This window comes from Aequorivita soesokkakensis (assembly GCF_001641085.1).
In the GTDB taxonomy this organism is placed as follows: Bacteria; Bacteroidota; Bacteroidia; order Flavobacteriales; family Flavobacteriaceae; genus Aequorivita; species Aequorivita soesokkakensis.
This window is the reverse complement of sequence record NZ_LXIE01000031.1, coordinates 16,306-29,615: the sequence shown is the minus strand read 5'-3', so window position 1 is coordinate 29,615 and position 13,310 is coordinate 16,306. Positions and strand designations below refer to the sequence as shown.

At 38.0% G+C, this 13,310-nt stretch carries 13 protein-coding genes; 10 read left to right on the top strand and 3 right to left on the bottom strand.

The window, feature by feature from the left end; all coding sequences use genetic code 11:
• Positions 1-12: 12 nt before the first annotated feature.
• Positions 13-924, bottom strand: coding sequence for a geranylgeranylglycerol-phosphate geranylgeranyltransferase (locus tag A7A78_RS10520; RefSeq protein WP_068762421.1), 912 nt, complete (start codon positions 922-924; stop codon positions 13-15).
• A gap of 50 nt (positions 925-974) precedes the next feature.
• Positions 975-1,913, bottom strand: a complete 939-nt coding sequence (locus tag A7A78_RS10515) for a mevalonate kinase family protein (protein ID WP_068762420.1) — start codon at positions 1,911-1,913, stop codon at positions 975-977.
• A gap of 220 nt (positions 1,914-2,133) precedes the next feature.
• Between A7A78_RS10515 and A7A78_RS10510 the strand changes: the two genes are divergently transcribed.
• Positions 2,134-3,276, top strand: coding sequence for a hypothetical protein (locus tag A7A78_RS10510; RefSeq protein WP_068762419.1), 1,143 nt, complete (start codon positions 2,134-2,136; stop codon positions 3,274-3,276).
• 108 nt (positions 3,277-3,384) lie between these two features.
• Positions 3,385-6,633: a CHAT domain-containing protein gene (locus A7A78_RS10505; protein WP_068762418.1), complete on the top strand. Its 3,249-nt coding sequence runs from the start codon at positions 3,385-3,387 to the stop codon at positions 6,631-6,633.
• On the opposite strand, the gene A7A78_RS10500 is transcribed toward A7A78_RS10505, so the two are convergent.
• The gene (locus tag A7A78_RS10500; protein WP_068762417.1) at positions 6,630-7,712 is read right to left on the bottom strand and encodes a diphosphomevalonate decarboxylase; all 1,083 of its coding nucleotides are present in this window, start codon (positions 7,710-7,712) and stop codon (positions 6,630-6,632) included. The genes A7A78_RS10505 and A7A78_RS10500 overlap by 4 nt on opposite strands.
• A 295-nt stretch (positions 7,713-8,007) precedes the next feature.
• Here A7A78_RS10500 and A7A78_RS10495 point away from each other — a divergent pair, with 295 nt between their 5' ends.
• From A7A78_RS10495 to A7A78_RS10460, 8 genes are all read left to right on the top strand, one after another.
• Positions 8,008-9,597: a T9SS type A sorting domain-containing protein gene (locus tag A7A78_RS10495; protein WP_068762416.1), complete on the top strand. Its 1,590-nt coding sequence runs from the start codon at positions 8,008-8,010 to the stop codon at positions 9,595-9,597.
• A gap of 137 nt (positions 9,598-9,734) precedes the next feature.
• Positions 9,735-10,127, top strand: a complete 393-nt coding sequence (locus A7A78_RS10490) for a hypothetical protein (protein WP_068762415.1) — start codon at positions 9,735-9,737, stop codon at positions 10,125-10,127.
• A 29-nt stretch (positions 10,128-10,156) separates the two neighbouring features.
• Positions 10,157-10,633 (top strand): MepB family protein, encoded by a 477-nt coding sequence (locus tag A7A78_RS10485; RefSeq protein WP_068762414.1) that lies wholly within the window; start codon positions 10,157-10,159, stop codon positions 10,631-10,633.
• Between the two features lie 13 nt (positions 10,634-10,646).
• Complete coding sequence (locus tag A7A78_RS10480) at positions 10,647-11,150, top strand: hypothetical protein (protein WP_068762413.1); 504 nt, start codon at positions 10,647-10,649, stop codon at positions 11,148-11,150.
• A gap of 108 nt (positions 11,151-11,258) precedes the next feature.
• Positions 11,259-11,543: a hypothetical protein gene (locus A7A78_RS10475; RefSeq protein WP_131811127.1), complete on the top strand. Its 285-nt coding sequence runs from the start codon at positions 11,259-11,261 to the stop codon at positions 11,541-11,543.
• Complete coding sequence (locus A7A78_RS10470; RefSeq protein ID WP_068762411.1) at positions 11,544-12,266, top strand: YqjF family protein; 723 nt, start codon at positions 11,544-11,546, stop codon at positions 12,264-12,266.
• Positions 12,263-12,778 carry a hypothetical protein gene (locus A7A78_RS10465; protein ID WP_068762410.1) on the top strand — a complete coding sequence of 172 codons (516 nt, stop codon included), beginning with the start codon at positions 12,263-12,265 and terminating at the stop codon, positions 12,776-12,778. The genes A7A78_RS10470 and A7A78_RS10465 overlap by 4 nt, the downstream gene beginning before the upstream one ends.
• Positions 12,775-13,152: a hypothetical protein gene (locus A7A78_RS10460; RefSeq protein WP_068762409.1), complete on the top strand. Its 378-nt coding sequence runs from the start codon at positions 12,775-12,777 to the stop codon at positions 13,150-13,152. The genes A7A78_RS10465 and A7A78_RS10460 overlap by 4 nt, the downstream gene beginning before the upstream one ends.
• Positions 13,153-13,310 lie beyond the last annotated feature (158 nt).

Below are 13,310 nucleotides of genomic sequence, written 5' to 3'. Positions count from 1 at the left end.
TCTTTTGTCTTTTCAAAAAAATCGGTGAAGCAATAAATTCACGTGAATTAGCACAATGCTGAAAACGCCAATGACGATGGCAAACTTCAAAATATTGTGCAAAACCATATAATGGATTTTGTTTTTTGAATACCAAAGAACTGCAAGAAACACAGCCAATCCCAGAATACTTGCGTAAAAATAATAGTCCATATAACCTATTTCTTCCTTAAATTTTGTGATAAGCAAAATAATTGGCGCAAGCGTTAAAACACTCAAAATTGTAAGCATTCTTTTTGAGGTTTTTTCACCATAAACCACCGGAATGGTATTGTATCCGTGTGTTAAATCGCCTTTAATATTTTCGAGATCCTTTACCAATTCGCGCATAGAAATCAGCAAGAAAAGAAATGTAGCGTGTACAAAAATCACGATATCGAAATTTGCATAATGCACAAAAATTGCAAAAAATGGAACAACCGCGAGAACGGCCGCCGTTATATTCCCAATAAAAGGATACTTTTTCAACTTGTGGGAATAAAACCATAGGAAAAATATATAAATGGAGAAAAATAACACCGCTCTAAACGAAACATAACTTGCGAAAATGACAGACAAAAAATTGAGCACAAAATAGGCCGAAAGCTTTGTGCGCTGGCTTACCAGTTTGTCCAGCATGGTTTTGCGGGGCCGGTTTATCAAATCCTTTTCACTGTCGTAAAAACTGTTAATGATATAGCCGCTGGCTATGGCGGAAGATGAAGCGAGCACCAACATCAATAAATTCACATCAAACAGAACCTGACGTACGGGTAAACCTGGAGCCAAAATGTAAATACTGGTAAGGTATTGGGCAATTACAATAATGAGTATATTATAGCCGCGAACTACTGAAAACAGGCTGAAAAACTTTAGGAGGAAGAGTTTTTGTTTTCGGTTCAGCATAAAATTTTAAAATTGAAGAAATCTGAAAGAAACTTCAGAGAAAATCATTCCTAAAAAGTATAAACCACTTCCAGTTTATAATCTTTTAAGGCTTTACGGGCTTTGTCAATATCTTCGGTAAATCCCAACATATAGCCACCACCACCTGAACCGCAAAGCTTTAGATAATACGCATTGCTGTCAATTCCCTTTTTCCAAAGTTTATGGAACTGGGCAGGAATCATTGGTTTAAAATTATCCAAAACAACTTTTGAAAGTTGTTTAATATTTCCGAAAAGTGATTTTATATCGCCCTGTAGAAAATCCTCCACACAGGCATCGGTATGTTTCACGAATTGGTCTTTCAGCATATTCCGAAAACCTTCCTGCTTCATATTTTCCATAAAAATCTGAACCATCGGCGCAGTTTCGCCAGTACTTCCACTGTCCAATAAAAACACGGCGCCTTTTCCGTTTTCAATTTGGGAAGGAATGCCGGCTGGTTCAATATTGTCTTTGGAATTGATCAAAATGGGAAGGCTCAAATAACTGTTCAACGGGTCCAATCCCGAAGATTTTCCGTGGAAAAAAGACTCCATTTCCGCAAAGATAGCTTTTAGGCTAAGCAATTTTTCACGGGTAAGGTTTTCAAGAACGGTAATTTTATTATTGGCATATTTATCGTAAATAGCCGCAACCAAAGCGCCGCTACTGCCAACGCCATAACCTTGCGGAATGCTGCTGTCAAAATACAATCCGTTTTCCACATCTTTTTTTAACGCATTCATATCAAAGGAAACCAATTTTGGATTTTCCTTTTGAAGCGTTTCCAAATATTCAGCAAAGCGTTTTAAACTCGCGTTTGATTTGTGGGTAGAAACGGTGTGGTGCTTATCTATTTTCAGCGCCCCATTGTAAAAATTATAGGGGATGGAAAGTCCTTTTGAATCCTTAATAATTCCGTATTCACCGAAAAGTAAAATTTTTGAGTAAAAAAGGGGGCCTCGCATAGGTTGTGTGATTGTAACTATAAAAATACAGTTTTTTATTTTTAAAACTGAAATCTGCCGCAAAGATAACCATTTTAACAATTATATCTTTAGAAAGATTTATAAATAAAACCATCCGAAAAGTTTTTAACAAGCTGTATTTAAGCTTTGTATTCTTTTTCTTGATGACATTTTAAGCGACTTTTCGATGTAGGGGTATTAAATCAAAAAATACCAAACCATGAAATCTTTAGCCTCCCTTTTCACTTTAGTTTTATTTTCCACACTTTTCACATCTTGCTTCAACGGCAATAGGGAACAACCAAATTTTGGTGAAGGTGAAAATTTAAATGATAATTACTATGAAGGAAATGAAACAGTAAATTCCCAAAACGAACATAACGAGATGGCAATGAATACAACGATAAAATATTTCAACACCATAGATTCCCGCAATGGAATAGTGATGTCCCGCATTCCATTTCCTGCGTCTTGGCAGAAACAAAACGGCGGTCAGTATCTTTACACAGGCCCTAATGATATAAAAATCCACGGAGAGCGCGGTGGCAGTTTTATGTTTTCCAACGATCCACAGATGAACCAAATGTATCAACAAAGCGGCATGCAAGTTCAATTTCCAAAATCGATCGAACAAGTAATCAATGAAGGTTTTATGGAATATGCCAACAAAATAAACCGAAAATTAGTGCGCAAATACCCAATGCCTCAATTTGCCGTTTGGGACAAACAATTTGATGACCAACTCTACAAAAGCATGCCTTCACAAAAAACTTTCAATGTTATGGGTTTGGAATGGCGCGATCCCGATGGCACTTCGTTTTTAACCATTCTTCACCATTTTGTTTCTTATGATCAGTATGGAGGTTATTGGGGCATAACATATTCCGTTTTGGAAGCTTCCGAAAGTGCCTTTGAGCAAGCCAAAACACAATACATCAACGGGCTTTTAAACCAACAGATAAACCCTCAATGGCTTCAGGCCGTTAACCAAAAAGATATGCAAATTGCCCAGCAGAGCAATGCAGGACACCAACAACGAATGGCCAACATAAAATCTTTTGGCGATCAAAATACAGCACGTTTCAATGAAAGAATGACTGCAATGGATCAAAATATGAATAGTTGGCGTGCAAACCAAGCTGCTGGCGACAGAAATCAAGAGCAATTTATAGATTATGTAAATGGAAATACCAACGTGAGCGACCCAAATACAGGGCAAACCTATAAAGTGGAAGCTGGCTCAAAACAATACTGGATGAACGACCAAGGCGAATATATAAAAAGTGATAATTCACTTTACGATCCAAATTTAGATCAAAACATAAATAACCAAACCTGGACGGAATATGGAGAGGAGCAATAATTTTCAGTAAACTGAAACTTTCCGGAGTGCGAATATTTTGAACAAAATAATTTGTATCTTTCTTAGCACTATCCCCGGAAACTAATTTAATTACTGAGTTTTAAAATTATGGTATTTAAAAACCGGAGACTTTCCTTTCTATTTCAATTCTTTTTTGTGCTCACAATTTCCGTTGGATATGCCCAACAGAAAATTACTTCCGTAAAGGAAATCCAAACCTTGATTGAACAGGATTCTTTGGCAAAGGCCCGTGCCGAAGTTTCAAAAAACCTCGCTTATTATCGCTCCGAGAAAATATTCGACAGCCTTTATAATTACATACAATTTGAAGGCAGTTTTAAATTAAACAAGGGCGATAAAAAACTGGCGCTTAAAAAAGCCGAAACCCTTACGGAAGAAATAACAAAAAAAGCCTCGTCTCATTTTATTGTTGAGGCAATTACCGAACTTGGCTGGATTTATGACGATGCCGGGGAGCACCAAAAAGCCTATAATTTACTGGAAACTGCTTTTCCATTTGCCCTTCAAAATAAAGAACAGAACAATACCGATATTGCCAGTTTAGAATATCGACTCGGGTATTACGCATCCAAAATGGGCGATTATAAAATGGCAAACAAACACTACCAAAAAGCCTTGCGCCTTTTGAAAAAAACCGGTAAAAACGATTATGTTTTTTATAACCAAGTGTATAATGCCCTTGGCGGAATGATGTGGCAGGAAGCCAAACTGGACAGTACAAAATACTATTTTCAGGAAGCTGTTAAAGTATTGGAGAAGACAGACACGACAGATATCATGAACCGCTACTACCGCCCTTCACTTGTAAAAATGAACCTTGCCATTTTATGGAACTCCTTGGGCAAAAATCAAGAAGCCATTGCAATTTCGGAAGAAGCGCTTGCAGGGTTCCAGCAATATATAAACCGTTCTACGGATGAGGCCCGGACCAACAAAGCTAAAAACCATCAATGTGTTGTAATAGATAATATGGCCACATTCTATAACACTTTGGGCGAGTATTCCCGGTCGCAGGAATTAATTGAATATTCCTTTGAACAGAAAAAAAAGCTTTTTGAAAAGAACGACATCAACATTATTATTTCAAATATCATTCTTGCAGAGGCCAAAACGGCGAGCCGCGATTTTGAAGGTGCGGCCAAAAATGCAGACGAAGCATTGGAGCTTTTAAAAACCAGTCCGGGTTCCGATTTATATTGGGAAGCCGCAGCCCTTTCAACCCGCGCAACCATTTATGAATTTATGGGCGATGTTGAAAATGCCGCCAAGTTTTATGAAAATGCTGAAAACGTATATCGAAAATCCATGGGAACCAGCTATACAAAGGATTTTCTGGACAACATTTTGGAATATTCCCTTTTTGCCGCCAAAAACCAAAAAAAGGAAAAGGCCATTTCCTTAGCGAAGGAAACTTATAATTTTACGCATAACGGTGATTTCAAAAATACCCTTCAAGAATTTTATCACACTATCAATTTGGCGCAGGTAAATTATCTTCTGAAAAATTATGAAGAAGCAGAAAAATACAGCAACGAAGCACTGAAATTCAACGTTTTGAAAGACGAAAAAATTAGCGCCACCGATTCCATTTTAAGCCAATACCGAAAACCACAGGCCTTGCTCATCAATGCCAAATCAAAATATTATTTATCCGAAAACAAAAATCCATTTTTCCTGAAAGAGCTTTTGCAACAAGTGGAAGAAGGAATTTCCATTTTAGACCAACGAAAAAAAGTAGTAACCAATCACGAAGACGTTACCCTGCTCATTACCGAAAACGAGGGGCTTTTAAATTTTGCCGAAAAAATAAGGCTGGAGCTTTATAGAATTACCAAAGACGAAGTGTTTCTTGACAAACTCATTGCCCTGCATGAATCCAGTATTTACAGCCGTATCCGCTCTCGGCTAAATCTTCGTGACAATGTTGCTTTTCAACATATACCGAAGGAAGTTGTTTCAAGGGAAAACCAATTGAAGGCAAAGATGGTTTCTTCACTCAACGATTCTGAAAACAATAGCATAAAAACCTATTTTGATGCTACCGATAACTGGGAGAAATTTTTGGATTCCCTGAAGCAAAATTTTCCAAAATATTACAAAATGCGCTACGCCACTTTGGAAGAACCGCTTAACGACCTTCAGCAAAAAATTCCAGAAAACACAACGGTTGTTCGCTATATTTTTATTGATGAAAACCTGTATGTATTTGTAGCTTCCGCTTCCCTAAAAAAAATGATAAAACTGAATTATGACAACGTAAAAAACCATATTCCGAAACTTAAAAACGATGAGTTTTCCGTGGAAAAAATGCGACCGTTGCTTTATGAGCTTTATCGCGCTTTATGGTTTCCGCTTGAAAAATATGTACACACCCAAAAAGTGGTAATCATTCCCGATCGCGAACTTTTCAACCTCAGTTTTGAAACCCTTACCCCAAAACCAATGCGCTCCTTTCAGGAATTGGCAACCAACAGTTTGTTGGCCAATTATGATATTTCCTATAATTTCAGCCTTTTGCTGTATAAAGACAAAGGGAAAGTGGCAGATTATTCTTCTGAATTTATTGCCTTTGCACCCGGTTTCAATACAAAGATGAAAGAGAAATACAAACTCGCCGTTAAAGATTCCGTAAAACTGGACAAAACCTATTTAATGCTGTTGCCGCAGCCTTTTAGTGAGGATTTGGTGAAACAGTACGCCAAAATTTTTGATGGCAATTACTTTATTAACGAAAACGCCAGCAAGGATTTATTTATAAATCAAGCAAAGGAGCACAAAATAATCCACATTGGCACCCACGCAGAAAGCAACAATATTAGTCCTGAATTGAGTCGTTTAATTTTTGCGAAAAAAACCGACGGCAAAGAGAATTATGATGAAAACTCGCTGTATTCCTATGATATCTACAACATAGATTTATCTTCCAATCTCGCCATTCTCACCGCTTGTGAGACCGGAAAACCAACCTACCAAGCGGGCGAGGGAATGATTTCTCTGGCACACGCTTTTAATTATGCAGGAAGTGAAAGCATTTTGACCAGTCTTTGGGAAATAGATGAGGAATCCAGCGCAAAAATAGTACAGCTTTTTTATGATAATCTTTCCAAAGGAATGCCAAAGGACAAAGCCTTGCGAAAGGCAAAACTAGACTATATAGCCACTGCCGAAGGAAGAACAGCTGCCCCACAATACTGGGCAGGATTGGTTCTAATGGGCGATACCTCTCCCATAGAATTAAATACTGGTGTGGCTTGGTGGTGGTATGTTTTGGCGGGAATTGTTGGAATTGCAATTGTTATTTTGATAATTCAAAACAAAAAACGCACAGCTGCTTAATTCAGAATTTTAGAAGCGCCCAAACCCGTCTCATCTTCAATAAACTCCCCGTTTTTACAAAATTGCGAAAGTTTATTTTTTATGAATTGCAAAACTGTTCCCTTTTCTGTTTCTGGATAAAGCACGTGAACATTTGCCCCCGCATCCAAAGTGAAACATATTTTGCTTCCCGTTTCTTCCCTAAATTTCCAAATGTGGTTGATTATTTCCAAGGTGTTTGGTTTCATCAAAATGAAATAGGGCATTGAGGTCATCATCATCGCATGCAGCGATAATGCTTCGCTTTCCACTATTTTTATGAATTCGGAAATAGCTCCATTTTTAAAAACTGGAATTAACTTTGAAAGGTTTTCCTTCGCCTGCCTGAAGCGTTGTTCGGCAAAAGGGTGGTCTTGCATCAAGTTGTGGCCAACGGTACTGCTTACTTGCTTTTCGCCTTTGTCAACCAAAAGAATGGTGTCTTGATAATTTTTGAAATTTTCGTGAACTTCAAAAGGATATTTTGTTCCAAAGAGGTTGCTGCTGCCTTCAATTTCGGCATGCTCGCCCCAAACGATTAGCGGCCCTTCCAAGCTTCTACAGGCGCTACCGGAACCCAAACGTGCAAGAAAAGATGCTTTTTCATTAAAATAACCGTCAGTAATATCGGGCTGCATTTGCCGTTCCATATCCATTAAACAAAGTGCCAAAGCACTCATCCCACTGGCCGAGGAAGCAATGCCGCTACTGTGTGGAAAACTGTTTGAGGTTTCAATTTTGAATTTGAAATCTTTCAGAAATGGCAAATAAACCCCTACTCTTTCAAAAAACTTTTGGATTTTCGGCTCAAATGAAACTTCTCTCTTTCCGTCGAGAAAAACCTGAAAGTCGAATCCATCGGAATTTTTCTTTTCAAAAGACAAAGAAGTTCTCGTGTTGCAATTGCTCAAAGTAAAACTTATAGAAGGATTCATCGGCAACTGCTCGCCATACTTACCCCAATATTTAGCCAAAGCAATATTGCTGGGCGATTGCCAAGAAACGGTTCCTGAAGTTAAAGGTTGGGTATAACTACAAACGATGAATTTGTGCTGCGGCATATTTGGTTGGGATAGATTACAAAAGTAAAATTCTTTTTTGTTATCCTGATGACAATTCATAAAGGTTTCGATAGAAAATATAGTAGCTAAAGAAAAATCAAGCACTTTAAGGATTATATAACAATAGATTTTTCAATAGCATGTGAGGTTGCAAGACAACCCGAATGCCTCCTAAAATATGGAGGCATTTTTTTAAAACAGGATAAATCCCTCATCCCATTTCGCTTTTCGCTAAAAACCCGATGACATTTCCAACCCAATCCCGATGTATTTATATAATCCTTAAAACCAAATTATGAAACCATCAATTACACTCTTTGCATTATTCTTATGCCTATTCACAGCACATTCCCAAGATCCTGCCATAATCTGGCAAAACACAATTGGCGGTAGCGACACCGACTTCTCAACAGTATTTGAGGCCACCGCAGATGGCGGTTACATTCTCGGCGGCTATTCCACCAGTAACATTTCTGGTGACAAAACCGAAAACAGCAACGGCCAGATCGACATTTGGATCGTAAAAATTGACGGCTCCGGCAATATTATGTGGCAAAATACAATTGGAGGTGCTGGCGATGATTTTTTAATATCCATGCAACAAACCACAGACGGAGGCTATATTGTAGGCGCAGGGTCAGACTCAAATATTTCGGGAGATAAAACCGAAAACTCCCGTGGCGGTTTGGACTATTGGATTTTGAAACTCGATGCCTCCGGAAATATCACTTGGCAAAAAACCTACGGCGGCAATCAACCTGAATTTGATACTTACATTGTTGAAACTACAGACGGAGGCTATTTCGTTGGCGGATATTCAGACAGTGATGTAAGCGGGGAGAAAACAGATCCTACCAACGGTCAGCGCGATTATTGGGCGCTGAAACTTGACAGTAGCGGAAACATTGTTTGGCAAAACAGCATTGGCGGTAGTTTGGTAGATCGCCCTCAAGCGGCTTTCCAAACCTCAGACGGCGGGTATATAATTGGCGGTTTTTCCACCTCTGGTATTTCTGGTGATAAAACCGAAGCGAATCAGGGCGGAAACGATTATTGGATAGTAAAATTGAATTCTGACGGCACCATTCAATGGCAAAACACTATCGGCGGAAATGATAGCGACACTTTTAGGGATATGATTCAGACCGCAGATGGCGGCTATCTTGTGGGTGGCTATTCAAAATCTAACATTTCTGGCGATAAAACAGAAAGCTCCCAAGGCGATTTTGATTTTTGGATATTAAAATTGGATGTTAACGGCAACATAGTTTGGCAAAACACCATTGGCGGCAGTGGCATAGACTATCCGCGTGATGTCAAGCAACTTGCAGATGGCGCTTATATGATTGGTGGCTGGAGCAACAGCAATATTTCTGGCGACAAAACTGAAAATAGCAATGGCGGATATGATTATTGGTTAGTAAAACTGAGTAGTTTGGGCAATATCATTTCCCAAAACTCCATTGGGGGCGCGGCAGATGAAAGTGGGTCATACATTATAGAGAATGCAGATGGCACTTTCGCGATGTTCTGCTCATCAGACAGCAACATCTCTGGCGATAAAAGCGATAACAGCGAAGGCCTTGACGATTATTGGGTATTTAAAACCACCGCAGCCATTTTGGGCGTTTCACAAAACACTTTCGGCCCAAAACTAAACGCATACCCCAACCCAAACAATGGTAAATTCACAATAAACTTAGGTGAAAGCTTTTCAGAAACCACGGTTACCATTTACAATATGCTAGGGCTGCTTATAAGCACCACAAATTATAAAAACGCACAAAATCTTGATGTGGAAATTAACGGCACAACAGGAATTTATTTGGCAACCGTAAAAACCGCGGAAGGAAAACAAGCAACCTTAAAAATAACAAAACAGTAATTTTTTTCATTTTCAATTAGTCAACCAAAGAAGCCCCGTATTATCGGGGTTTTTTTAATAAATCAAAATCATTATTCAAAAATTGTTATCTTTCACAAAAGTTTAAAACATAAAATCAATTCTTTAAAAAATATACTATGAAAAATCTAATCGTTCTCTTCGCCTTCGTTCTTTTTGCCGCAACAGCGCAAAGCCAATCCCTTACCCAAAAAGACGTTACCGGCACTTGGCTGGTTGTAAATGTTGAAAACAGCAACAGCAACCCGAAAATGGCAGCGGCAATGGGCAATGCAGTGATTAACCTTTACGCCGATAATAGTTTTGAAGTAAAGGAAAGACAGGGAAACGGCCCAGCTTATACATACAACACTACTACTAATAAAAATGCAACCTGGAGCTTCAACCAAAGCAGCCAAACCATCAGCACTACACGTTCAAAAATGACGCTTCAAATTTCCAAAAGCGGCGATAAAACGTTTTTTACCGACAAAGACAGCGGGTTAAAATTTGAGGTTATGAAGCCTATTTAACAATAAAGGAAAAACCCCAATTCAAGTTAATGAATGAGATCATCACAGAAATTTATAGTAATTGCGACCTAAAAATTTCTGAGTATATACCCGAATCCGAAAGTAAGGAATACAACGCCTGTCAATTTCTAATTGACGGGCGTCTTGTTATAAGCAGAACCGCAAAAATAACCCCTAAAAAAACGGGGCAATTCGTTACTTTTTGGATGAGAAATACAAAAGGAATCACCCAACCCTATTCTGAAAAAGACGACTTCCAGTTTTACGTTATCAACGTAACAAAGGAAAAACGTAATGGGCAATTCGTTTTCCCAAAATCTGTTTTAATAGCCAAGGGAATTGTTTCCACAGAAAAGAAAGACGGCAAAAGAGGCTTTCGGGTTTATTCCGTTTGGGATGCTGTTACAAACAAACAAGCTGAAAAAACACAGCAGTGGCAGCTTGATTATTTTTTCGAAATAGATAGTGCAACCGATCTTAAAAAAGTTGCTGGACTATACACATAACCATTAAATACAATTGAAAAAAACATTACTTACAATATTAACTTTAGTCGGATTTGTAACATATGGACAAGAAAATAAACTTGTCCGAATTGATGAGGAAGTAACTTTAATAGAATCTAACTCAACTCTAACGAAAACGGAATTTGATTTGGTAAAATTAACCGGAATCTCAACAGATGGTGGCGGAGTTTTAAAAATTTGGAAAAATAAAAACCAAATCTTTAAGATTGTCGAAGAAGCCGGACTTTCTTATGGCCGAATAAGAACTACAATTTATTTACAAAATGGTTTTCCAATAAAAATAATAGAAACAGAAGAAAATTTCGGATACAAAAACGGCAAACTAAATTATAACGAGATAAAAGAAGTTTTTAAGGCAACAATTTATATTTTCGATTGGGAAACCGATGATAACGAAATTAAGCGGATTGGAAAAAGGGTCATGAGCGAAGGTAATTGTTCAAATTTTGATTATGAGCCTATTCTTGAACGTGCAGAAAAAGCTTTATCCAAATAAAAATTGAGAAAACTCACATTCATATTAATCCTCCTTATTATATCGTGCAAAGGTGAAAAAACCGTCAAACAAGATGATCGCCTTGTTTCTTGGAAGAGTGATTTCATTATGGAAGACGGAGAACAAGTTGATGGTTTTTTTAAGGACCATGAAAACTTTATAAAACCTTACTTCTCTACTAAATATAAAAATGATACGCTAACCGTGACAACATTGATGAGAATTAATTGCTGTGGCAATACAATTGCAGACATCAGAACCTCAAATGACACGCTCTACCTGCTAACCAGACAAATATCAAACGAAGCCTGTGCTTGTGTGGATTATTACAAGTTCACATATATAATACACAACCCAGGCAATAGAGAATTTATAATTCAAAGTGAAAATTAAATGAGCTTCTTAAAAGCCGAATGGAGAAATTTAGCAATTGCAAATTATGTGATTGATCCCGCAACGCTCGCCAACTATCTCCCAGCAGGAACCGAACTCGATTTATGGGAAGGAAAATGTTACGCAAGCCTAGTTGGGTTTATGTTCAAAAACACCAAGTTATTAGGAATAAAAATTCCGTTGCACGTAAATTTTGAGGAAGTCAATCTTAGGTTTTATGTAAAAAGATTTGAAAACGGCATGTGGAAACGCGGGGTGGTTTTTATCAAGGAAATAGTTCCAAAACCAGCCTTGACCTTAGTTGCAAATACAATTTACAACGAGAATTATGAAACCTTGCCAATGCATCACAATTGGGAAGAGATTGATACTGAAAGAGTTGTAACCTATCAATGGAAAAAAAACAAGCAATGGCAATCCTTTAAAATAATTGCAGCTTTAGAGACTTCAGAAATTAAGGAAAATAGCGCAACCGAATTCATTACAGAACATTATTGGGGCTATGCAAAAGTGAATGAAAACACAACGAATGAATATGAAGTAACGCACCCAAAATGGCGTCAATACAAAGTAAAAAGCTCAGAAATAAAAGTCGATTTTGGAGTTGTTTATGGAACTGATTTTGAATTTCTAAACAAGCTTGAGCCCGATTCAATAATGCTTGCAGAAGGTTCAGAGATAACTGTTGAAGGTAAAAAGACAATAAGAACAACCATCCAATGAAATTCACCCCATCTGTAAAAATTGAATTAACAACCCTCCTGTCTCAAGAGGAAGTGAGAAAGGCACTAACTGAAAACCTACAGCCTAAAGAAATACAAACATTTATTATTAAAAAACCAAAAACAGACAAAATCTTTGAAGGCTATTTTCATGAAGATTGCTTTCAGATACAGCGAATCATAACAGGCAAAAACTCCTTCCTCCCGCAAATCAATGGTCGGATTGCGCCACACCTTAATGGAACAAAATTGATTGCCGAATTAAAACTCCCAGCATTTGTTGTTGCCTTTATGATTTTGTGGGTAGGTGTACTTTCCTTAGGCTTCATTCTCTCCGTTGTTGGATCTTTTAACCATGACGAAGGTTCCTCTTTTATTGTAATACCCTTACTAATGGTGGTCTTTGGAATCGGGATGGCTTACTTTGGTTTCACCACTGAAAAAAACAAAGCGATAACCGAACTAAAAAAAATCCTTAAAGCACAAACCAAGCAAGAAACCCACACTATATGAAAAACATACTATACATATTCCTCTTGGCCTCTTTCTGCATAAACGCTCAAGAAAAAGACTGTGCCTTTTTCAAAACGGGCAATTTTAAATATGTGCTTGAGGAGCAGCCCGAAATTGTAATCCGTACAGATTCTACACAAGTGGAAATAAACCCAATAGATAAAATAGAAATCCATTCCACAGTGGAATGGGTTTCAGATTGCGAATATGTTTTAACCTACAAAAGAATAGAAAACTACCCAGAAGACGTGAGCCACATAATAGGCAAAAAAAATTACTGCGAAATCCTTGAAACAAAAGGCAACTGGATGAAAGTTCACGCCAAGGGCGTTTATGTAGATGCGCCTGTTGAGTTTATTAAACTAGATGATTAATCCCGTCCAAATTTACCGTCAAAGACCTAGACCCTACCCTGCCCTTGCAGGAACGTATTGCCACACTGGAAGAGGAAAATAAACTGCTGAATGCCAAGGTGGAGAGGTTGATGGCTGTGGTGGGGAATAGTTAATTTGCTATCTTAGCAAAGACATGG